The organism is Vreelandella sp. L-15 (assembly GCF_056857635.1).
The window spans coordinates 43,994-65,359 of record NZ_JBSXNN010000096.1; the positions used below are offsets into that span (position 1 = coordinate 43,994).

At 55.1% G+C, this 21,366-nt stretch carries 18 protein-coding genes; 14 read left to right on the top strand and 4 right to left on the bottom strand.

What is annotated here, in order from left to right:
- Positions 1–26 precede the first annotated feature (26 nt).
- The 5 genes from topA (at position 27) to AC13CY_RS15460 (ending at position 4,976) form a co-directional block, all read left to right on the top strand.
- A complete protein-coding gene (topA, locus tag AC13CY_RS15440; protein WP_483052776.1) occupies positions 27–2,654 on the top strand; it encodes a type I DNA topoisomerase in 2,628 nt (875 codons plus the stop codon).
- A complete protein-coding gene (locus tag AC13CY_RS15445) occupies positions 2,651–3,112 on the top strand; it encodes a DUF6586 family protein (RefSeq protein WP_054640988.1) in 462 nt (153 codons plus the stop codon). Before topA ends, AC13CY_RS15445 begins: the two co-directional genes overlap by 4 nt.
- A 125-nt stretch (positions 3,113–3,237) precedes the next feature.
- A complete protein-coding gene (locus tag AC13CY_RS15450; RefSeq protein WP_228219516.1) occupies positions 3,238–3,702 on the top strand; it encodes a 2-hydroxyacyl-CoA dehydratase in 465 nt (154 codons plus the stop codon).
- 153 nt (positions 3,703–3,855) lie between these two features.
- Positions 3,856–4,488 carry a L,D-transpeptidase family protein gene (locus AC13CY_RS15455; protein ID WP_089674789.1) on the top strand — a complete coding sequence of 211 codons (633 nt, stop codon included), beginning with the start codon at positions 3,856–3,858 and terminating at the stop codon, positions 4,486–4,488.
- Positions 4,489–4,712: 224 nt separating this feature from the next.
- Positions 4,713–4,976, top strand: a complete 264-nt coding sequence (locus AC13CY_RS15460) for an Lpp/OprI family alanine-zipper lipoprotein (protein ID WP_016914087.1) — start codon at positions 4,713–4,715, stop codon at positions 4,974–4,976.
- A 99-nt stretch (positions 4,977–5,075) separates the two neighbouring features.
- Here AC13CY_RS15460 and AC13CY_RS15465 read toward each other — a convergent pair whose 3' ends face one another.
- Positions 5,076–6,209: a L,D-transpeptidase family protein gene (locus AC13CY_RS15465; RefSeq protein ID WP_044628071.1), complete on the bottom strand. Its 1,134-nt coding sequence runs from the start codon at positions 6,207–6,209 to the stop codon at positions 5,076–5,078.
- Between the two features lie 98 nt (positions 6,210–6,307).
- The gene (gene mfd / locus AC13CY_RS15470; RefSeq protein WP_172514422.1) at positions 6,308–9,757 is read right to left on the bottom strand and encodes a transcription-repair coupling factor; all 3,450 of its coding nucleotides are present in this window, start codon (positions 9,755–9,757) and stop codon (positions 6,308–6,310) included.
- Positions 9,758–9,999: 242 nt separating this feature from the next.
- Here mfd and AC13CY_RS15475 point away from each other — a divergent pair, with 242 nt between their 5' ends.
- The 9 genes from AC13CY_RS15475 to sthA all read left to right on the top strand — a co-directional run bounded on the left by AC13CY_RS15475 (position 10,000) and on the right by sthA (position 19,735).
- Entirely contained in the window at positions 10,000–11,463 is a 1,464-nt protein-coding gene (locus AC13CY_RS15475) for a glyceraldehyde-3-phosphate dehydrogenase (RefSeq protein WP_044628069.1), read from the top strand.
- Between the two features lie 306 nt (positions 11,464–11,769).
- Positions 11,770–13,119: a Na(+)-translocating NADH-quinone reductase subunit A gene (locus AC13CY_RS15480; protein WP_172514423.1), complete on the top strand. Its 1,350-nt coding sequence runs from the start codon at positions 11,770–11,772 to the stop codon at positions 13,117–13,119.
- The gene (locus AC13CY_RS15485; protein WP_054645012.1) at positions 13,119–14,345 is read left to right on the top strand and encodes an NADH:ubiquinone reductase (Na(+)-transporting) subunit B; all 1,227 of its coding nucleotides are present in this window, start codon (positions 13,119–13,121) and stop codon (positions 14,343–14,345) included. Before AC13CY_RS15480 ends, AC13CY_RS15485 begins: the two co-directional genes overlap by 1 nt.
- Positions 14,345–15,166, top strand: a complete 822-nt coding sequence (locus AC13CY_RS15490; RefSeq protein ID WP_062374661.1) for a Na(+)-translocating NADH-quinone reductase subunit C — start codon at positions 14,345–14,347, stop codon at positions 15,164–15,166. The genes AC13CY_RS15485 and AC13CY_RS15490 overlap by 1 nt, the downstream gene beginning before the upstream one ends.
- A 2-nt stretch (positions 15,167–15,168) precedes the next feature.
- Complete coding sequence (locus tag AC13CY_RS15495; RefSeq protein ID WP_139528111.1) at positions 15,169–15,837, top strand: NADH:ubiquinone reductase (Na(+)-transporting) subunit D; 669 nt, start codon at positions 15,169–15,171, stop codon at positions 15,835–15,837.
- A gap of 1 nt (position 15,838) precedes the next feature.
- The gene (nqrE, locus tag AC13CY_RS15500) at positions 15,839–16,456 is read left to right on the top strand and encodes an NADH:ubiquinone reductase (Na(+)-transporting) subunit E (RefSeq protein ID WP_044628064.1); all 618 of its coding nucleotides are present in this window, start codon (positions 15,839–15,841) and stop codon (positions 16,454–16,456) included.
- A gap of 68 nt (positions 16,457–16,524) precedes the next feature.
- Complete coding sequence (gene nqrF, locus AC13CY_RS15505) at positions 16,525–17,757, top strand: NADH:ubiquinone reductase (Na(+)-transporting) subunit F (RefSeq protein ID WP_089674780.1); 1,233 nt, start codon at positions 16,525–16,527, stop codon at positions 17,755–17,757.
- A gap of 222 nt (positions 17,758–17,979) precedes the next feature.
- Complete coding sequence (nqrM, locus tag AC13CY_RS15510; protein ID WP_044628062.1) at positions 17,980–18,234, top strand: (Na+)-NQR maturation NqrM; 255 nt, start codon at positions 17,980–17,982, stop codon at positions 18,232–18,234.
- A 109-nt stretch (positions 18,235–18,343) separates the two neighbouring features.
- Entirely contained in the window at positions 18,344–19,735 is a 1,392-nt protein-coding gene (gene sthA, locus AC13CY_RS15515) for a Si-specific NAD(P)(+) transhydrogenase (protein ID WP_016914076.1), read from the top strand.
- A gap of 191 nt (positions 19,736–19,926) precedes the next feature.
- Here the strand turns inward: sthA and AC13CY_RS15520 are convergent, their stop codons facing one another.
- Both AC13CY_RS15520 and AC13CY_RS15525 read right to left on the bottom strand, forming a co-directional pair.
- On the bottom strand, positions 19,927–20,898 hold the full coding sequence (locus tag AC13CY_RS15520) for a PA2778 family cysteine peptidase (protein ID WP_371858603.1): 972 nt from the start codon (positions 20,896–20,898) through the stop codon (positions 19,927–19,929).
- Entirely contained in the window at positions 20,876–21,274 is a 399-nt protein-coding gene (locus AC13CY_RS15525) for a PA2779 family protein (protein WP_054640985.1), read from the bottom strand. The genes AC13CY_RS15520 and AC13CY_RS15525 overlap by 23 nt, the downstream gene beginning before the upstream one ends.
- Between the last annotated feature and the right edge of the window lie 92 nt (positions 21,275–21,366).

Consider the following 21,366-nt stretch of genomic DNA (forward strand, 5'->3'; position numbering starts at 1 on the left):
CCTGGGCAATAGAAAAGTGGAGCACTATGGGCAAGTCACTGGTCATCGTCGAATCGCCAGCGAAAGCGAAGACGATTAATAAATATCTCGGCAACGATTTCATCGTAAAGTCGAGCGTAGGTCATATCCGTGACCTGCCGACCAGCGGCTCAGGTAAGGCAGCCTCCGACCCAAAGGAGCGTGCACGCCAGGCCGCGGCAACGCGTAAGATGTCGGCGGAAGAGAAGGCGGAGTATAAAAAGCGCAAAGCTCACGACCAGCTCATTCGACGCATGGGCATTGACCCAGATAACGGCTGGGAAGCGCGCTATGAAGTGCTTCCGGGGAAAGAGAAGGTAGTTGCTGAGTTAAAGAAACTGGCTGAGAAGGCCGATGCTGTTTATCTCGCTACGGATTTGGATCGTGAAGGGGAGGCGATTGCTTGGCACCTTCGCGAAACCATCGGTGGCGACGATAGCCGCTACAAGCGCGTGGTGTTCAACGAAATTACTAAAAACGCCATTCAGGATGCGTTTAAAGCCCCCGGTGTCTTGAACATCCCCCGGGTTGAAGCCCAGCAGGCACGCCGCTTCTTGGATCGCGTAGTGGGCTTTATGCTCTCGCCGCTATTGTGGGCCAAGATTGCCCGCGGGCTTTCCGCCGGGCGCGTACAATCTGTCGCGGTGCGTCTGATTGTGGAACGTGAGCGGGAGATTCGCGCTTTTATTCCCGAAGAGTTTTGGGACGTTCATGCGGATCTCCTCTCTCCGGATGGAGAATTGGTGCGTTTTGCCCTTGTTCGCCAGGATGGCAAGCCGTTCCGTCCCACCTCTGAAAAGGATACCCTGACGCGTATTGAGCAGCTGCGCAAAGCCAAGCTCTCGATTACCTCGCGGGAAGATAAACCCACCAGCTCTAAACCGACCGCGCCGTTTATCACCTCTACGCTTCAGCAGGCAGCCAGCGGCCGATTAGGGTTTTCGGTGAAGAAGACCATGACCATGGCCCAGCGGCTTTATGAAGCGGGCTACATCACCTATATGCGTACCGATTCCACCAACCTATCTAAAGACGCGGTGGAGAGTGTCCGTTCGTTTATTGGTGATGAGTATGGTGCGCGCTATTTGCCTGAGTCGCCTAATCGATACAGCAGCAAAGAGAGTGCTCAAGAAGCGCACGAAGCCATCCGGCCCTCTAGCGTCGAGCGCAAAGCGACTGACTTGGCAGGTATGGAGCGTGACGCCGAACGCCTCTACGAGCTTATTTGGCGGCAATTTGTGGCGTGTCAGATGACCCCAGCCGAATACCTCTCCAGCACGCTCAGTGTGGAAGTAGATGGCTACGACCTGCGTGCCAAAGGCCGCGTGCTGAAATTTGATGGTTACACCCGGGTAATGAAGCCTACGGGCAAAAACGAAGATCAAAGCCTGCCTGACCTGCCGACGGGCACGGCAATGCAGCTAGAAAAACTCGACCCTCAGCAGCATTTTACCAAGCCGCCCGCGCGCTACACCGAAGCCAGCTTGGTCAAAGAACTAGAGAAGCAGGGCATTGGCCGCCCCTCCACCTACGCATCGATTATTTCGACTATCCAAGATCGTGGCTACGTGAAGCTGGAGAACCGCCGTTTTTATGCCGAAAAATTGGGCGATATCGTCACCGAGCGGTTGAAAGAGTCCTTCCCTGACTTAATGGACTACTCCTTCACCGCCCGCATGGAGGACAGCCTTGATGAAGTGGCTGAAGGCGAGCGCAATTGGCGGGAGCTGCTTGATGCCTTCTACGATGAGTTCCGCATGGAGCTGATGAAGGCTGAAAGCGAGGAGGGCATGCGTCCGAACCAGCCGGTGCCGACTGATATCGACTGCCCCAGCTGTGGCCGAGAAATGCAGATTCGAACCGCCTCTACCGGTGTGTTTTTGGGCTGCAGCGGCTACAACTTGCCGCCTAAAGAACGCTGCAAAACCACCATTGACCTGATTCCTGGTGAAGAGGCCGTGGCGGAAGACGCGGGCGAAGAAGCGGAAACCAATGCCCTACGTGCCAAGCGTCGCTGCCCGAAATGCGGCACGGCGATGGATAACTACCTGATTGACGAAACTCGTAAGCTTCATATTTGTGGCAACAGCCCAGACTGTGACGGTTACGAAGTAGAGAGCGGCAAGTTCAAGATTAAAGGCTACGATGGCCCGGTCATTGAGTGCGATAAGTGCGGCTCCGAGATGCAGCTAAAATCTGGCCGATTTGGCAAATACTTTGGCTGCACCAACAGCGAGTGTAAAAACACCCGCAAGCTGCTGCGCAGTGGTGACGTCGCGCCGCCGAAGATGGACCCGATTCCCATGCCCGAACTTGCCTGCCAAAAGGTGGAAGATCATTACGTGTTACGGGATGGCGCTAGTGGCTTGTTCCTGGCTGCTAGTAAGTTCCCTAAAAATCGTGAAACCCGCCCGCCGCTGGTTAAAGAGCTGAAAGCTCACGCTGACGAGCTGCCAGAGAAGTATCACTTTATTCTTGATGCGCCAAGCGAAGACCCCGATGGCCGCCCCGCGCAGATCCGCTTCTCGCGTAAAAACAAAGAGCAGTACGTGATGACAGACGAAGAGGGCAAAGCGACCGGCTGGAAGGCGACCTTTGAAGGCGGCAAATGGCATGTGGAGGATAAGCGCAAGTGAGCCCGCGTTCGCGTACCAATCAACTGCTGTATCAGGCCGAGCTGCTGGTCGGCCTGCCGGTTGGCGATGATGAGCACAGCCCTGCCCGACGGATGGCCATCGAAGAGAGCGCGCTGGCGCTGTTCGAGCTAGCACTGGGCTCGCTGCTCAAAGAGGTAACCGAGCACGCACGGTTGACGAGCCATGACTGGCGCGCGCTGCTCGCCAGTGACGGCCCCGATGTGGCAGAGCTGCAGCGTCTACGCGATGCCATGCAGCAGCCGGAAAGCTGGCTTTACTGGCTGGTGGGGCAGCTAGAGAAGCTGCACAGTGATGATGGTGCTGCGCGTCGCGCTGTGCAAAATCCTTCTATGATTGCGGTAGGTAGCCAGTTGACGTTAGCCGAGCAACTGTTAGAGAACCTCCAAGCGGCTAAGCGTGATATTGCCTCGCTACGGGAGACAAGCCAAGAGTGGTAGTCCAGCGGCAGTGCGGTGGTGATAGAGGGAGAGGTTGCCAATAGCGTCTGGTTGCTTACTCTGATAGGTTGAAATGTGCCTATTCGTCACCACGTTGTATGAAAACAGCGATACAGGAGGCACGGATGCGCTATAATCAAGTCAAAGATCTCATTGAGTGGGCAGCGGGTTATCATGGCCGCATGGCGCGCCAATACAGCGCTGGCGCAGAACAAGCCGAGCATGAGCGCCTAGCCATGGTGCTCACCTACCTAGCCGATAGCGAGCTAAAGATGAAAACAGGGCTTGAGGCGCTGTTGCACGATGGCTCGGATCATCGTCAAGTGTTAGAAATATGGTTTGACGATTCAAGCGACTTCCCCCAGCCCCCTGAGCTTGATGCTCTGGCAAAGCAGAGCGTGGCAGGTTCGATTGATGAGCTAACCAAAACAGCGGTAGAGTCCCATCGTAAGTTGCAAAGCCTTTATGAACATCGCGCTTCTCGGGCCAAAATTGAGCCCGAGGAGACGTTTTTTAGCGCATTGGCAGAAGGTCATAATGCAGAAGCTCGCAAACTAGTCGCGAGCATGCAGGAGTTTGACGATATTTAGTGAACGTTGAATTAAAGTTTGTTTCAGTGCTGCTCGTTATTCTGAACGCTAATTTGATGGTCGAAACGCTGACAATAGCTGTGTGAATAAGGTATAACAGCCGCCACTAATGTGTCCTCGGCCTAGCCACACTGGCCTGTATTTGAGAGCAAAATAATGTCTGTGAACCGTCGCCGATTTTTGGCGTTGGCACTGGGCTGGCCAGCAGTGGCTAGCGCAACTGCTACAAGCGCTGTAAATGATTATGAGTCAACCGATTTGGTTGAGACGCTGCTTTCTCGCGCTGCTGTGCCACGCCACAGTAGTGAGTTGTGGGTGCTAATTGACGATAAAGAGGCAACGCTGACCATTTTTCGCGGGAATGCGCTGGTAGAGCGCTTTGCGCCTATTTCATTGGGGCGCGGTGGCGCAAAAACCCAGCGAATTCGCGGCGATAACGTTACACCGCTGGGCGAATTCAGAGTTAATCGATTTAATTTCGAAAGCCAGTGGCATATCTTTATTGGTATCGATTATCCTACGCCACCTCACGCACGTATGGCGCTTGAAAAAGGTATCTACTCCCAAGCGGATTACGAAGCCTATTTTGACCACTACCGGCGTTATGGCTCTCCCCCGCAGAATACTGCGTTGGGTGGCGCTATTGGGATTCACGGAGTTGGCGGCGGTGATCCAGAGATCCATGGTAGCTTCCACTGGACCCAAGGGTGTGTGGCAGTCACCAATGAACAGATCGTACGTGTGGCCGAATTAGTAGATGTTGGCACACGCGTGGTGATCCGCTAGGCTTGTGTTGTTGAAGGAAGTTCTAGGTTTTAAATATGTGGCTATAGACAACCGCTGTGGTCTATTATAAAACAGCGTTTGACTTGCGTGCCTTGGTACGTAACCCTGGTACAAGTCGCTGTAAAGAACCTGCACCGCAGGTAGACAAATTTAAGCTAACGCTTTAGCTTTATTTTTTGTCATACCCTTAACGTAGTACCCAAGGAAGACTCAAGGAGAACATTATGACTCTGAAGACTGCTCTGAAGATGACTGCCGCTGCCGCTTCTCTGGCAATCCTGGCTGGCTGTGCTTCTACCAGCGCTCTGGAAGAAGTTCGCATGACTGCTGAATCTGCACAGGCTGATGCCGCAGAAGCACGCAGCATGGCTTCACAAGCTCTGAACACTGCAAACCAAGCTCAGCGCGACGCGCAAGCTGCTCTGCAGATGTCTGAGCAGAACCGTGAAGAAATGAACCGCATGTTCCAGCGTTCCATGCAGAAGTAATTCTGCTTGGGCCACCGAGCATGATGCATGTTCGGTGGTCGCTGTAGATGTGAAAAACCCCGCCTCGGCGGGGTTTTTTGTTGGCTAGCGCTTTGCGCGTTAAGCGTCGCCTTCAACTCGAACGGTCGTGGAAAGCTCGACACCTTCCAAAATTCCCTCTAGCTGCTGAGTGGGCTGCGGCTCGGGTTCCTGCTCAGGGGCGGGTGCTTGCGGGCCATATAGCGCCACAAAGCGGCCGTCTGGTGCTTCCACCGCGCGTTTGACTTGCTCGTAATCCACTTCTGCTTGATCTTCTGCCAGTTCGCTGACCCGCTCAATGGCATTAAGAAGCGGCTCAAAGTTGCCTACGTTCTCTTCCAGCTGAGGGTAGGATTGCACAAACAGTGTGCCGTCTGCCGCCCAGCCTGCTTTAAAAGGCGCATCCATCAGGTTTACCTTAGTGCCGCTTGGTAGGCGTTCATACAGCGACTCGATATCTTCCGGGTACATGCGAATACAGCCACGGCTGACACGCATACCCACGCCATCAGGGCGATTGGTCCCATGGATCAAGTAGCTCGGCATAGCCAGCAAGATGGCATGACGGCCAAGCGGGTTGTCAGGCCCTGGTGGAACGATAGCGGGTGCAGGCTCGCCTCTTGCAGCCGCTTCACGACGCATCGAGGCGGGCGGTGCCCAGGCAGGGTCTTTGACTTTGACCGTGGTCCGCGTGATGCCTACCGGAGTCGCAAACTCCTCGCGGCCAACGCTGACAGGGTAGGTTTCCACAATGCCGGGATTGTCGGCAGGGTAGTAGTAAAGGCGCAGCTCGGAGAGATTGACCACCACGCCCTCGCGTGGCGCAGGCGGCAGAATGTACCGCGCAGGGATCACTACCTCGGTGCCTTTACCCGGTACCCATAAGCTAACGTCTGGGTTCGCCATGCGAATCTCTTCGTAGCCAATATTATGGCGACGAGCGATGTCGATAAGCGTCTCTTCGGGGTCCTCCACCGTAACGGTGTAGTACTCACCAATAATATCGCCGTGCTCGGGTAGTCGGAAGTGGCCGCGCGGTAGTTCCTGCGCCTCAGCAACTTGCTCTGCACTAGCAGTGGCGTCGTCAGTAATCGCCGCAGTGCTTTCGGCCTGCTCGGCCGACGGCTGTGCATAAACGGGGCCCACAAGGCTCGCTGCCAGCAGAACTGCCAGGCTGGTAGGTCCCCAACGGGTAATGTTCTTACGAATGTTCATGGTCGATCCTAATCAATGTATGCACTGCTGGTACGCATGGTAATGGGCAGCGATGCGTTACCGATATGTGCTGCTTAATGACAAGTTTGCCCCAAGGTTCACGCCGCCGCTACTTTTTGATTAAGGGTCGTTAGCAGTGCTTCAATCTTTTCGAAACGCTGTTCGACCGTTTCCATTGGAAATTCAAAACGTAAAGTATCGGAACCATCTAAGCGGTAGTGCTGGGGAGATTTTTGAATCAGCGTGACCAGGGTCAGCGGGTCTACCTGGGTAGTGGTGTTAAAAATCACGCGGCCGCGCTGTTCACCTGCTTCTATGCGCGCAACACCGAGCTGTTCTGCCCGGTGGCGCAGCTTCGTCTGCCGAATCAGGTTCTTCAACGGCTGTGGCAGTAGACCAAAACGGTCGATCAACTCTACCTGCAACTCTTTAAGCTCGGTATCTGATTGCGTATTAGCGATGCGTTTATACATGACTAGGCGCTGCTGTACATCGTGAATGTAATCATCGGGAATGAGGGCAGGCAGATTCAGGCTTATTTCGACGCCTGTGTTGAAGGGCGCGTCGATGTTAGGGGTTTTGCCTGCGCGGATTGCTTTCACCGCCCGATCCAGCATTTCCATATAAAGGGTGTAGCCAATGGTTTCCATTTGGCCGCTCTGCTCGTCTCCCAAAAGCTCACCCGCACCGCGAATTTCCATATCGTGGCTGGCCAATGTAAAGCCTGCCCCCAGGTCGTCGGAGGCGCTAATCGCCTCAAGGCGTTTTACGGCATCTCGCGTCATGGCTTTGGGTGGCGGGGTTAGTAGGTAAGCATAGGCCTGATGGTGGCTGCGCCCTACGCGGCCGCGCAGCTGGTGTAGCTGTGCTAGGCCGAACTTATCCGCACGCTCAATCAAAATGGTGTTGGCGCTAGGTACGTCAATGCCGGTTTCTATAATGGTGGAGCACACCAGCACGTTAAAGCGTCGGTGGTAGAAATCAGACATCACCCGCTCAAGGCTGCGCTCTGGAAGCTGGCCGTGGGCCACAGCAACGCGGGCTTCCGGCACTAGCTCGCGGATCTGTTCAGCAGCATTCTCAATGGTTTTAACTTCGTTGTGCAGGAAGTAGACCTGACCGCCGCGCAGGATCTCCCGCAGTAGCGCTTCCTTAATAATGCTGTTATCGCGCTGCTGTATAAAAGTTTTTACCGATAAGCGCCTTGCGGGCGGAGTGGCGATGATAGAAAGGTCACGGATGCCGCCCATGGCCATATTGAGCGTACGCGGAATAGGCGTGGCGGTGAGTGTGAGAATGTCGATTTCCGCGCGTAGGGTTTTCAACTTCTCTTTTTGGGCGACGCCGAAGCGGTGCTCTTCATCGATAATCAGCAGTCCCATTTTGGGCAGCTCGACGCTTTTCGAGAGCAGCTTATGGGTGCCAATAACGATATCGGTTTGGCCGCTTTTGATGCCTTCCAGGGTTTGCGTCATCTCTTTGCCACCGGTAAAGCGCGAGATTAGGCTGATATTGACGGCAGTGTCGGCAAAGCGGTCGCGGAAGTTCTCGAAGTGCTGGCGTGCTAGCAGCGTTGTCGGCACTAGCACTACGACCTGTCTGCCGGACTGTACGGCGAGGAAGGCGGCGCGCATGGCCACCTCGGTTTTACCAAAGCCGACGTCGCCACATACCACGCGATCCATTGGCTGTGGCGACACCATATCGCTAATCACCGCCTCAATGGCGGCTTGCTGGTCGGGTGTTTCCTCAAACGGGAAGCTGGCTGAAAAGCGAACGTACTCATCCCCCGGTGAGTCGTACACTGTGCCTTGCTGGGCTTCTCGGCGGGCATAAATATCTAGCAATTCGGCAGCGGTATCGCGGATCTTCTCGGCGGCCTTGCGGCGTGCTTTCTCCCACTGGTCAGAACCGAGTTTGTGCAGCGGGGCAAGTTCGTCGTCGGCACCGCTATAGCGCGAGATAAGGTGCAGGCTATCTACTGGCACATACAGCTTGGCGCCGTCGGCATAGGAGAGGGCGAGAAACTCGTTGGCCTGGCCGCCCGCTTCCAGAGTCTCCAGGCCCAGGTAGCGGCCTACGCCGTGGGCTTGGTGAACCACCGGTGCTCCTTCGCGCAACTCGGAAAGGTGGCGGACCGTTAGTTCGTTATCGTCGGTGGCTTTTTCCCGCCGACGGCTTTGCCGCACGACGTCGCCAAACAGCTCGGTTTCGCTAATTACCGCGACATCGGGCTCGGTGAGCCATAGGCCACTGCCCACCAAGCTTTCCGTTATAGCGATGTGCTCGCTGCCTGCTAAAAAAGCCTGGAAACTATCGCTATGGGGCAGCGATAGTTTCAGCGGGGAGAGGACTTCCTCCAGTGCTTCTCGCCGCCCGCGAGACTCGGCAACAAACAGCATGCGGGTCTTGGGATGGTTATCTAAGAAGCTCGCCAGCTCGCTCAGCGGCTGTTTGGCACGCGCATTGATGGCCAGAGAAGGGAGTGCTTGGGCCAGAGGAGCAAGCGCATGGCGTTGGCTGTCGTCCTCAGTGAACTCAAGCCGAGGCCGCGCTTTAATGGCTGAAAACACTTCGTTAACTGGGAAGAACGCCCGGTGAGGCGGTAGTAGCGGCCGTGTAGGGTCAACACCTAAATTCTCATAGCGCGATTCAATCGACTGCCAGTGCTGCTCAGCCGCGTGGAAAACGTCTGGGAGCAAGGCGATGCGAGTGTCTTCGGTGAGATGCTCAAACAGCGAGGCGGTTTCCTCGAAAAAGAGCGGTAAATACTGCTCTAGCCCAGGAGAGGGAATCGCTTTCAGCGCATCGTTATAGAGCGGGCACTGGCGCGGGTCGACATCAAACAGGGTTTCAAACTGCTCACGAAAGCATGCGATGGCGCTGCGGCTGAGCGAATACTCATGGGCGGGCAGCAGTTCGATGACATCCACTTTGTCGGTAGAGCGCTGGCTGCCGGGGTCGAAGTGGCGCAGTGTGTCGATCTCATCATCAAATAGATCAATACGAATCGGCTCATCCATGCCCATGGCAAATAGGTCGATAATCGCGCCGCGCATGGCGTATTCGCCCGGCTCATAAACGGTCTCTACCGCACGATAGCCTGCCCGGGAGAGCGATTCGCGGAAGGTTTCGCGATTCAGCGTGGCCCCCGCCTTTAGCGTCATCACGCGGCCAGCGATGTACGAGACAGGCGGCAGCCGCTGCATGAGGGTATTGACTGGCACAAGCACGATACCGCGCACGCCATCCTGTAGCAGGCGCAGCGTTCTCAGCCGAGCAGAAATAATATCTTGGTGGGGCGAGAAGCTGTCGTAGGGCAAGGTTTCCCAATCGGGGAAGGGGAGAACCGGTACGCTGCTATAAAAAGCGAGATCTTGTTCCAGCCTCTGGGCGCTGGCGGTGTTGGGAGTGATCACCAGTAACGGTGCGCTTGACGCTACCTGAGCTAGCGCCAGGGCAGTCGCACTGCCCGGCGGCGCTTGCAAATAGAGCGTATCGCGAATCCCTTGCGGCTGAGGCGGTTCGAACAGAGAGAAAGAAGGCATAGTAAAGGTATCGTTTTGCACAGAAACGGAACCAAGATCATACACGATCCGCCCTTTCGCGCAGAGGCTTTGGCGCCATGGGGAGTTAAGATCGCTTGGTCGCTGCATCATTGGCGTTTGTAGTCAATACCCTGTTTCTGTAATACCCCTACATGTTGTGCGACTATCCATTCATTGCGGCACCTTAATAAGCTCCGGATAATGCTCGGGACATCCCCGTTCATAACTCAATGAGGCCGCACGTGAGTCAGCAAGCGCTCGAAAACGTTTTTCAGGAATGGCAAAACAACGAAGCTCTGGCGGAGCAAATGATCCCACTAGTGGGGCAGCTCTATCGCCAGAACAACGTTGTGGCCACGATGTTCGGACGCTCTCTGATCAAGCGGTCGGTCATTCGTATCCTTAAAGATCACCGTTTTGTGCGCAAAATTGAAGGCACAGAGCTGTCGGTAGAAGACACGTACCCCATCGTAAAAGCGATGAGTGAGATGAATCTGGGGCCTGCTCACGTCGATGTGGGTAAGCTAGCAGTGAGCTTTAAGCGCCAGGGCGGTGGCGACCTTGATGCGTTTTTGCGCCATGAGCTAGGCGAGATCATCGACGGCTTTCAGCCGGGCGGCAACAAAGGCGAGCCTCAAGACGTCGTGCTGTATGGTTTTGGCCGTATTGGTCGCCTGCTGGCGCGCGTGATGGTCGAGAAGGCTGGCGGCGGAAACCTACTGCGTTTGCGTGCCATTGTGGTGCGCGGCCGTGGTGATGTGGCGAAAGACCTGGAGAAGCGTGCCAGTCTGCTGCGCCGCGACTCGGTTCATGGCCCGTTTGATGGCACCATCGCCGTGGATGCTGACGCGCGTACGCTGACCATTAACGGCAACGTGGTGCAGGTCATCTACGCCGACTCCCCCAGCGAAATTGATTACACCACCTACGATATTCACAACGCGGTGATTGTTGATAACACCGGTATTTGGCGTGATGAAGCGGGTCTAGGCCAGCACCTTGAGTGTAAAGGTGCAGCAAAAGCGCTGCTGACGGCGCCGGGTAAAGGTGACATCAAAAATATCGTATTCGGCATTAATCACGAAACGATTGGCGATAATGACCGCATCGTGTCGGCGGCTTCCTGTACGACGAACGCCATTGTGCCGGTGTTGAAAGTACTCAACGATGAGTACGGTGTGGCGACAGGGCACGTAGAGACCGTTCACTCCTATACCAACGACCAGAACCTGATTGATAACTATCATAAAGGTGATCGTCGTGGCCGTAGTGCGGCGCTTAACATGGTACTGACCGAAACAGGCGCAGCTAAAGCGGTTGCTAAGGCGCTGCCGGAGTTAGAAGGCAAGCTGACTGGTAACGCCATTCGCGTACCGACCCCGAACGTATCTATGGCGATTTTGAATCTGACGCTGGATAAAGGTACCGATGCAGACGCGCTGAACGACTACCTGCGCCGTATGTCGATTGATTCTGCTTACCAAAAGCAAATCGATTTCGTTGACTCTGCAGAAGTGGTTTCTTCTGACTTCGTTGGTAATCGCCACGCGGGCATTGTTGATGCCAAAGCGACCATTGCTAACGGCAATCATGCAGTGGTCTACGTCTGGTACGACAATGAGTTTGGTTATAGCTGCCAGGTCATTCGTATTCTTCAGCATATGTCGAATGTGCAGTTTTTGAAGCTGCCACGTCAGGCGAGTTAATTGGTGCGGGTCCGTAGTGCGCTAAATTAGGGCATTACTTAAAACGTTGAATCAACGCCACCTTCGGGTGGCGTTTTTGTACCAGAAACAAATGCACTACAAATGCATATAGCACTTTTGGAGGCCATCAGGGATGTGGTCATTGGCCGCGCTTATCTTTATAATGCGATAGATTTTTCGGGGTGGTTCAAGCTTGCTTGGGCCTGACTGGTAACAATCTGAACAGAAAATAAGAATTCACTGAGCAGAAAATAAGCATTCGAACCCCTTACCTTCGTATATCCGATCCATCAACTGGGCGAGACTATGATCGAAGTCAAAAAAGGCCTGGATCTCCCCATCACGGGAGCGCCCGAGCAGCGTATTGAAGATGCGCAGCCTGTGCGTCACGTGGCAATCCTGGGCACTGACTATGTTGGTATGAAACCAACAATGAAAGTTCAGGAAGGGGACAAGGTCAAGTTAGGCCAGCTTCTCTTCACCGACAAGAAAATTGATGGCGTGCGTTTTACCGCGCCTGCCGGTGGTGAAGTAGTCGCAATTAACCGTGGCGAAAAACGTCGTCTGCTGTCTGTGGTTATTAAAGTCGATGAAAATGAAGAAGCGATTACATTTGCTTCTCATGATCGTGGTGCTTTAGGACAGCTTGATCGTCAAGCCGTTGTCGATCAGCTTGTTGAGTCAGGACTTTGGACTGCCCTGCGCACCCGTCCTTTCTCACGCACACCAGCCATCGATAGCGTTCCTGCTGATATCTTTGTCACCGCTGTAGATACTCATCCGCTAAGCGCTGACCCTGCCTTTATCATCAATGAAAATGCCCAAGCATTTGAAGACGGCCTCAAGGTGCTAACCCGCCTGACCGAGGGCAACGTTTTTCTGTGCACGGGTGCAAACGCCTCAATTCCGGGTGGTGATGTCAGCGGTGTAAAAACCGAAAGCTTTGCTGGGCCGCATCCGGCTGGTTTGGTAGGCACACACATTCACTACCTCTCGCCCGTGGCGCTGCATAAGAAAGTGTGGCACATCGGTTATCAGGACGTGATTGCCTTCGGCAAGCTGTTTGTAGAAGGTAAGCTGGACATAAGCCGCATCGTAGCGGTAGGTGGCCCGCGTGCAGAAAAACCGCGCATTCTGCGTACCCGTGTGGGTGCCAGCACTCAGGAACTCTTAGCAGGTGAAGTCATCAAGCCCGATGACACCCGCGTGATTTCCGGTTCGGTTTTCTCTGGCGCCGTCGCTGAAGGCAAACTGACTTATCTGGGTCGCTTCCACAACCAAATCAGTTTGCTGGAAGAGGGCAATAAGCGCACCTTTATGGGATGGTTATCTCTGGGTGCGAATCGCCACTCCGTTATGGGCATTTATCTTTCCAAATTTAAAGGCCTGAGTAACTACGCGCCGACTACTTCTACAAATGGCTCCGAGCGTGCCATGGTGCCGGTGGGTAACTACGAGCGCGTCATGCCGTTGGATATTATGCCAACGCAACTGCTGCGTTCGCTGATTGTGGGCGACATTGAGGTTGCCATGCAGCTCGGGTGTCTTGAGCTGGACGAAGAGGATCTGGCGCTGTGTACCTACGTTTGCCCCGGCAAATATGAGTACGGCCCCATCCTGCGTGACAATCTCACCATGATCGAGAAAGAGGCCTGATGATGGGTATTCGACAAACACTCGATAATCTCGAGCCGCACTTCCACAAAGGTGGTAAGTACGAAAAGTTCTATCCGCTCTATGAAGCGGTAGATACGATTTTCTACTCGCCCCCCAGCGTTGCAAAAACCACCGCTCACGTGCGTGATGGCGTCGACCTGAAACGCATCATGATCACGGTATGGATGTGTACCTTCCCGGCCATGTTCTTCGGTATGTGGAACGCAGGCTGGCAGGCGAACACTGCCATCGAAGCGGGTTATGCCTCCATGAACGGCTGGCGCGATGCCATCATGATGACCCTCGCGGGCGGTCATGATCCCAGCAGCCTGTGGGCTAACTTCGTTCTTGGCGCGACATACTTCCTGCCCATTTACCTCGTGACGTTCGTCGTGGGTGGTTTCTGGGAAGTGCTGTTCGCCATTAAGCGTGGTCACGAAGTCAACGAAGGTTTCTTCGTGACTTCCGTGCTGTTTGCGCTGATTCTGCCAGCCACTATTCCACTATGGCAGGTTGCACTCGGCATTACCTTCGGTGTCGTGATCGGTAAGGAGATCTTCGGCGGCACGGGTAAGAACTTCCTGAACCCTGCGCTGACGGGCCGCGCGTTCCTCTACTTTGCTTATCCGGCACAAATTTCTGGTGACGCAGTATGGGTAGCAGCCGACGGCTACACCGGTGCTACTGCGCTTTCTATGGCGTTCCAAGACGGTATGACTGCGCTGACCAACACCTATAGCTGGTGGGATGCCTTCCTAGGCTTTATCCCTGGCTCTGTTGGCGAAGTATCGACGCTGGCCATCCTGATCGGTGCTGCCGTACTGCTGTGGACCAAGATTGCCAACTGGCGCATCATGCTGGGTGTATTCCTGGGTATGGTGATTACCAGCACGCTGTTCAACCTGATCGGTTCTGAAACCAACCCCATGTTCGCGATGCCGTGGTACTGGCACCTCGTCATTGGTGGGTTTGCCTTCGGTATGGTGTTTATGGCGACTGACCCTGTGTCCGCTTCCATGACTAACCAAGGCCGTTTGGTATTTGGCGCGCTGATCGGTGTGATGACCGTTCTAATCCGCGTGGTAAACCCGGCGTTCCCGGAAGGCATCATGCTGGCCATCCTGTTCGCCAACCTGTTTGCGCCGCTGATTGACCACTTCTTCGTCCAGGCCAATGTGAAGCGCCGTCTCAAGCGCACTGGTACACCGGCCGAGGAGACTGCCTAATGGCACAAGGTAACAACTCCATCAAGAAAGTCCTGATCGTAGCGTTCTCGCTGTGCATCGTGTGCTCGGTCATCGTTTCGACGGCGGCCGTAGCACTGCGCCCAGCGCAGCAGCTCAATCAGGAGCTGGACCGTAAAACCAACATCCTCAACGTGGCGCGTCTTTACGAGCCGGGTATGGATGTGGAAGAAGCGTTCAGCAACCAGATCACTGCGCGCGTCGTCGAACTCGAAACCGGTGACTATACCGATCAGTTCGATCCCGAGACCTTCGATGGTTTCGAAGCTGCGCGTGACCCGGCCACTGGCCGCACGCTGTCTGGCGACCGTGACATCGCGGGACTCTCGCGCGTAGAAAAATTCGCGACTGTGTACCTAGTAGGCGATCCTGAGAATCCTGACCAGATCGTTCTGCCTATTCGTGGGCAGGGCCTGTGGGGCCGTATGATGGGATTCCTGTCGGTAGAGGGTGACGGCAATACCATCGTCAGTATCACCTACTACGACCACGCAGAAACACCGGGTCTAGGTGCTGAGGTAAACAACCCGCGCTGGCAAGCCCAGTGGGAAGGTAAAAAGATTTACAGCGAAGAGGGCGACCTCTCTCCTGAAATCCACCTGACCAAAGGCGGCGCGAGTAACGAGTACGAAGTCGATGCGCTTTCCGGTGCCACGCTGACCAGTAACGGCGTGACCAACATGCTGCAGTTCTGGCTCAGCGAAGAGGGCTTTGCTCCTTACCTGGCTAAATTCCGCAGCGGTACCGAGCCATCAGACGCCGAAGACACCGAGACTGACTTCGACGACGTTGAGGGGGCCTGATCATGGCGGATGTAAATGCAAAAGGCGTTTTAACGGCGCCTATTTTTAAGAACAACCCCATTGCGCTTCAGATTCTGGGGATCTGTTCTGCACTGGCGGTGACCACCAGCATGAGCGTGTCGCTGGTCATGTCGCTGGCGGTTATTTTCGTAACCTCTTTTTCGAACCTGTTCGTATCGTTGATTCGGAATCACATTCCGTCTTCGATTCGTATCATCGTTCAGATGACCATCATTGCCTCGTTGGTTATCGTGGTCGACCAGATCCTCAAAGCCTATGCTTACGAAATGTCCAAGCAGCTGTCGGTGTTCGTCGGTCTGATCATCACCAACTGTATCGTAATGGGCCGCGCGGAAGGTTTCGCGATGTCCAATACGCCGGGCATGTCGTTCCTGGATGGTATCGGTAACGGCCTGGGCTACGGTTTCGTCCTGATGGTGGTAGGTTTCTTCCGCGAATTGCTGGGTGCTGGCAGCGTCTTCGGCTTCACTGTACTGCCGACCATTCAGAATGGTGGCTGGTACGTGCCGAACGGTCTGCTGCTGCTGCCGCCGTCTGCTTTCTTCATCATTGGTCTGTTGATCTGGGTACTGCGCTCTGTCAACCCGGAGCAAGTCGAAGAGAACGAGTTTAAGATGAAGCACAACACCAAGCCGAAGGAGGCCGTGTAACATGGAACACTATCTGAGCCTTTTCGTCGCTTCGGTATTCGTTGAGAACATGGCACTTGCCTTCTTCCTGGGCATGTGTACGTTCCTCGCGGTATCCAAGAAGGTGTCTTCTGCCATCGGTCTCGGTATTGCGGTTATCGTCGTACTGACAATCACTGTGCCGGTCAATAACCTGGTATTCACGTACCTGCTGCAAGAAGGCGCGCTGACCTGGACCGGCATTAGCGGTGCTGAAAACATCGACCTGTCATTCCTGGGTCTGCTCTCTTACATCGGTGTTATCGCGGCACTGGTACAGATCATGGAGATGTTCCTTGATAAGTACGTACCGTCGCTTTACAACGCGCTGGGCGTTTTCCTACCGCTGATCACCGTAAACTGCGCCATCCTGGGTGGCGTACTGTTCATGGTAGAGCGTAGCTATAACTTCGGTGAGGCCGTGGTATATGGCTTCGGCGCTGGTACCGGTTGGGCGCTAGCAATCGCTGCTCTGGCGGGTATTCGTGAAAAGCTGAAGTACAGCGACGTGCCGGGCGGTCTGCAGGGCCTTGGCATCACGTTTATCACCGTTGGCTTAATGTCACTGGGCTTTATGTCCTTCTCTGGCATTCAGCTTTAATCGGAGCCGGTTTTCTCGGCAGCCTAGGCTGCCGAGGTACAGAAAACCTTCAGCAATAGGAAACCGACATGGTTGATACATCTGTCATCTTGCTCGGTGTTGTCATGTTCACGGTCATCGTTATTAGCTTAACGGCGATCATTCTGGCAGCGCGCAGCAAGCTAGTGAGTAGCGGGGACGTGACCATTGAAGTCAACGGCGACCCTGAGCACACCCTGAAGACCCAGGCCGGCGGCAAGCTTTTGAACACCCTGGCGGCCAACGGTATTTTCCTTTCTTCTGCCTGTGGTGGCGGTGGTTCCTGCGCCCAATGTAAGTGCCGAGTAGAAGAGGGCGGCGGTTCTATTCTGCCGACGGAAGAGTCGCACTTCACCATGCGTGAGAAGAAAGAAGGCTGGCGCCTCTCTTGTCAGGTTCCTGTGAAGCAGGATATGAAAATAGAAGTGCCGGAAGAAGTCTTCGGCGTTAAGAAGTGGGAAACCGAAGTAACCGCCAACCCGAACGTGGCGACCTTCATCAAAGAGCTGAACTTGAAGCTGCCTGAAGGTGAAGAAGTTGCCTTCCGCGCCGGTGGTTATGTACAGCTGGTAGCGCCGCCTTACGACATCAAGTTCTCTGACTTCGATATCGAAGAAGAGTACCGTGGCGACTGGGAAAAGTTTGGTCTATTCGACATTTCCCACAAGAACAACGAGGAAGTCATCCGCGCCTACTCCATGGCGAACTACCCGGAAGAGAAAGGCCTCCTCAAGTTCAACATTCGTATCGCAACTCCGCCTCCTGGCAGCAGTCATCCGCCGGGCCTGATGTCCACCTACGTCTTCAACCTGAAGCCGGGTGACAAGGTAACGGTGATGGGGCCGTTTGGTGAGTTCTTCGCCAAAGACACCGACGCTGAAATGGTCTTCATCGGTGGTGGTGCCGGTATGGCCCCGATGCGTAGCCATATCTTTGACCAGCTTAAGCGTCTGAAATCGACGCGTAAGATTTCGTTCTGGTACGGCGCGCGCTCCTGGCGTGAGACCTTCTACAACGAAGAGTATGACCAGCTGGCGGAAGAGTTCCCGAACTTTGAGTGGCACTTGGCACTCTCCGATCCGCAGCCGGAAGATAACTGGGAAGGCCCGACGGGCTTCATCCACAATGTATTGTATGAAAACTACCTGAAGGACCATCCGGCGCCTGAAGATTGTGAGTACTATATGTGTGGGCCGCCCATGATGAACGCCTCTGTTATCAAGCTGCTGCTTGATATGGGCGTTGAGCCGGAAAACATCCTGCTGGATGACTTCGGCGGCTAATATCGCATCAGCGAACGTTAGAAACGGGGCTAGCCTTTGGGCTAGCCCCGTTTGTTTTTGTTTACCGTTTTGTTGGCAGATGCGAATATCCGTGCTGAAAAACACCCAATGCCTGATCATTTTGCGGTGGCTGAGGTACAATGGGAGGTAGATTTTTAAGGCACTTATCGGCACAAGTATTGTCGGCAGGTGAGGTACCTAACGTAATGCTAGGAGGACAACATGGCAATTTGGCTACTGGTATTCGGGTTTATGGCGCTGATTATGGGCGCGATGGCCGTTGGCGTGCTGATGGGGCGTAAACCCATTGCAGGCTCCTGCGGTGGGCTTAATCAAATCGGCATGAAGGATGGCTGCGATATCTGCGGTGGTAAAGACGAAGTATGCGAAGAAGAGAACCGCAAACGCGGTAGCGTACGGCGCCGTAGTGATGAAAGCCGTGGCGCCGACTTAGGTTACGATGCAACGCGCCGCTAACCGCTGATGCTACTACGCGTTAAATAACATCAAACGCTCGCTTAACCGCGGGCGTTTACGTATGCGCTAATGAATTGATGATGTCAGGGAACAAGGAGATCCAAACCGTATGGCGGTTCACAATTACGATGTCGTGGTGATCGGTACCGGCCCCGCCGGAGAAAGCGCTGCTATTAATGCTGCTAAGCACGGTATGCGGGTGGCGATAATTGAGAAGCAGGCTCAGGTAGGCGGTAACTGCACCCACTGGGGCACTATTCCTTCCAAAGCGCTGCGCCATCAGGTCAAGCAGATCATGGCGTTCAATACCAACCGAATGTTCCGCGATATCGGTGAGCCCCGCTGGTTCTCCTTCCCAAAAGTGATGGAACGCTCCCGCGGTACGATTGATAAGCAGGTTGAAATGCGCACCACTTTTTATGCGCGCAACCGCATTGACCTGTTCCACGGCGTCGCCCGCTTCAAAGACGAGCACACTGTTGTGGTGCGTGATCGTCAAGAAGGCATGGAAGAGCTGGTGGCCAAGAAAATTGTCATTGCCACCGGCTCGCGCCCCTATCGCCCAGCAGATATCAACTTCCGCCATCCGCGTATCTACTGCTCCGATACCATCCTGAGCCTGTCCCACACGCCGCGTACGCTGGTAATTTTCGGCGCGGGCGTTATCGGTTGTGAGTACGCTTCTATCTTCTCGGGGCTTGGCGTGAAGGTAGACCTGATCAACAACCGGGATAGCCTGTTGTCGTTCTTGGACGATGAGATCAGCGATGCGCTCTCTTATCACCTACGCAAGCACGGCGTGCTGATTCGTCATAACGAAGAGTACGCCAGCGTCGAAGGCGACGAAGCCGGGGTAGTGGTGCGCCTCAAATCCGGCAAGAAAATCCGTGCTGATGCCTTCCTGTGGGCCAACGGCCGCACCGGCAACACCGACAGCCTGGGGCTGGAAAACATCGGCCTGGAGGCCAACGGTCGCGGCCAGCTGAGCGTGGACGAACACTACCGCACGGGAATTCCGCATATCTATGCCGCTGGCGACGTGATTGGTTGGCCAAGCCTGGCCAGTGCCGCCTACGATCAGGGCCTAAACTCCTGTAACGAGCTGCTGGAAAAAGAGTACCGCTTTGTCAGCGATGTGCCGACCGGTATCTATACCATTCCTGAAATCAGCTCCTTTGGCCCCAACGAGCGCGAGTTGACCGAAGCCAAAGTGCCCTATGAAGTGGGCAAAGCGTTCTTTAAAGACACCGCTCGCGCCCAAATCACCGGCGACACGGTCGGTATGCTGAAGATCCTGTTCCACCAGGACACCCTGGAGATTCTCGGTATCCACTGTTTTGGCGACCAGGCGTCGGAGATCCTGCACATCGGCATGGCCATCATGCAGCAGGAGGGCAAGGCCAACACGCTCAAGTACTTCGTCAACACCACCTTCAATTACCCCACCATGGCAGAAGCCTATCGAGTGGCGGCACAAAACGGTCTGAACCGGGTGTTCTAAGCGGTCAGGGCGGGCCTTCCTGCAGAGGTTGGCCCTGCCAGATCAGCTTCGGTGGGAGGCCGCTTTAGCGGGCGAATGGCGCCGTCAGGCGCCCCGGCCAAGCCACCGTCGCGAGCTGAAGCTCCCTCCCACGGGGGCATTTCAGCACCGTCGCGAGTTGAAGCTTCCTCTCACGGCTCTTCAGGGCGACGCTATAGCGTTTCCAAAAGCTGTCTAGCCCGGGGCTGCCATTCGCCTTCTAGGGAAGCGGCTTGGGTAAGCGATGCTCTGGCGTCTGCAAGGCGCGCTTGCTGGAATTGTATAATGGCCAGATTGAGCCACGCAGCACCCATCTCCGGGTCGAGGCTCGTGGCTGTCTCGAAGGCGGCCAGGGCGGCTTCGGGCTGGCCATCGGCATACAGGGCATTGCCTAGCGCAAACTGCCCAGTAGGATTTTGCGGGAAGCGCTCACTGAATGCCTGCCAGCTACTCAGCGTTGTGTCGGGGCCGTGCTGCTCTTCAAAGGCACTAATGGCCTCTAACGCATTGCGTGCCGTGACACCTTCGGGCAGCGTGCCCGGCTCGCTGACCACAAACCCCCAGCGCTCAGTACGTGCCCACGTAGCATCAAAACGGCTAAACGATAGGGTGTGCCGCTCGATTTCACCGCTGCGCAGAACAAGCGTTTCGTTCGGCAAATCAAAGCCAATGGCCACCGCATAGTGCCACATGGGAAAGGCGGGCAGGGCGAGGTTCTGCATCACGACCACCGGGTTACCTGCTTCCAGGTGCGTGAGCAGAGCATCCATGGTACCTCGGATGGGAATTGCCAGCCGTTCGTAGCGGCGTACCGTGGCCAGCATTTCCGGCTGCACGCTGCCATCACGCCCAGGCAAGAATACCTGAGGAATCAGCTCGTCTAAGCTAGCCTCTACGCCTTCGTGATTAAGCACCATAGCTAAGGTAGCTGGGCCGCACTGGTATTCCGTTTGGGCGAAAAACGGCACCTCGGTAAGCTCGGTTTGCGGCGTCAGGCTCGCTTTGGTGCTTTCAAGCAGTACCGGGCTGCGTGCGCAGCCGGTTAGCAGTAGAAGCAGCAGGCCTAACAGTAAAACGCCCGCAGTGCGGGCGTTAACATAACGGTTCATCATCGCGGATGAATTAACGTGTGAACGGGTAAACATCGGTTAAACCGAGAATGTCCGTTACCAGCAGAATCACAAATACCGCGAACAGCGCACCAATCACGCCAGCACCGGCGGGCAACTGCTCAAGCTGCTGCGCCATTTGCTGGGCTTCGGCATCGCTCAGGGCCGCCACACGCGCCTCGACATCGGCGGGATTGACGCCCTGTTTGAGCAGTTGATCTTGCACATCGGCACGGGCGAGGATTTCATTGATACGCTCGCGGTCCGCACCGGCACGGTCGCCTGCTAAAACAGACTGCGTTGATACCAGATCCATACCTTGCGGGGCGGTAGGGGCCGCCACAACGGGCAGGCTGGCAAACACTAACGCAGCAATCAAAAGGGTCGAGAGGTAAGCACGCACTGTTTTCATTGTCTTCATCCTTAGACTTATCGGGGAGCAAGCTATGAGTAGCCTGAGTGATTAGTATAGAAACAAACAGCGAGTGTTTTAAGACGAAAATG

Excerpts from the sequence above, each read along its gene's own strand:
- topA (WP_483052776.1), top strand. The coding sequence starts at position 27 with ATGGGCAAGTCACTGGTCATCGTCGAATCGCCAGCGAAAGCGAAGACG.
- sthA (WP_016914076.1), top strand. The coding sequence starts at position 18,344 with ATGGCGGTTCACAATTACGATGTCGTGGTGATCGGTACCGGCCCCGCC.
- nqrM (WP_044628062.1), top strand. The coding sequence starts at position 17,980 with ATGGCAATTTGGCTACTGGTATTCGGGTTTATGGCGCTGATTATGGGC.
- AC13CY_RS15520 (WP_371858603.1), bottom strand. The coding sequence starts at position 20,898 with ATGTTTACCCGTTCACACGTTAATTCATCCGCGATGATGAACCGTTAT.
- AC13CY_RS15480 (WP_172514423.1), top strand. The coding sequence starts at position 11,770 with ATGATCGAAGTCAAAAAAGGCCTGGATCTCCCCATCACGGGAGCGCCC.
- AC13CY_RS15450 (WP_228219516.1), top strand. The coding sequence starts at position 3,238 with ATGCGCTATAATCAAGTCAAAGATCTCATTGAGTGGGCAGCGGGTTAT.
- nqrE (WP_044628064.1), top strand. The coding sequence starts at position 15,839 with ATGGAACACTATCTGAGCCTTTTCGTCGCTTCGGTATTCGTTGAGAAC.
- AC13CY_RS15490 (WP_062374661.1), top strand. The coding sequence starts at position 14,345 with ATGGCACAAGGTAACAACTCCATCAAGAAAGTCCTGATCGTAGCGTTC.
- AC13CY_RS15460 (WP_016914087.1), top strand. The coding sequence starts at position 4,713 with ATGACTCTGAAGACTGCTCTGAAGATGACTGCCGCTGCCGCTTCTCTG.
- AC13CY_RS15495 (WP_139528111.1), top strand. The coding sequence starts at position 15,169 with ATGGCGGATGTAAATGCAAAAGGCGTTTTAACGGCGCCTATTTTTAAG.
- AC13CY_RS15525 (WP_054640985.1), bottom strand. The coding sequence starts at position 21,274 with ATGAAAACAGTGCGTGCTTACCTCTCGACCCTTTTGATTGCTGCGTTA.
- nqrF (WP_089674780.1), top strand. The coding sequence starts at position 16,525 with ATGGTTGATACATCTGTCATCTTGCTCGGTGTTGTCATGTTCACGGTC.
- AC13CY_RS15485 (WP_054645012.1), top strand. The coding sequence starts at position 13,119 with ATGATGGGTATTCGACAAACACTCGATAATCTCGAGCCGCACTTCCAC.
- mfd (WP_172514422.1), bottom strand. The coding sequence starts at position 9,757 with ATGCCTTCTTTCTCTCTGTTCGAACCGCCTCAGCCGCAAGGGATTCGC.
- AC13CY_RS15465 (WP_044628071.1), bottom strand. The coding sequence starts at position 6,209 with ATGAACATTCGTAAGAACATTACCCGTTGGGGACCTACCAGCCTGGCA.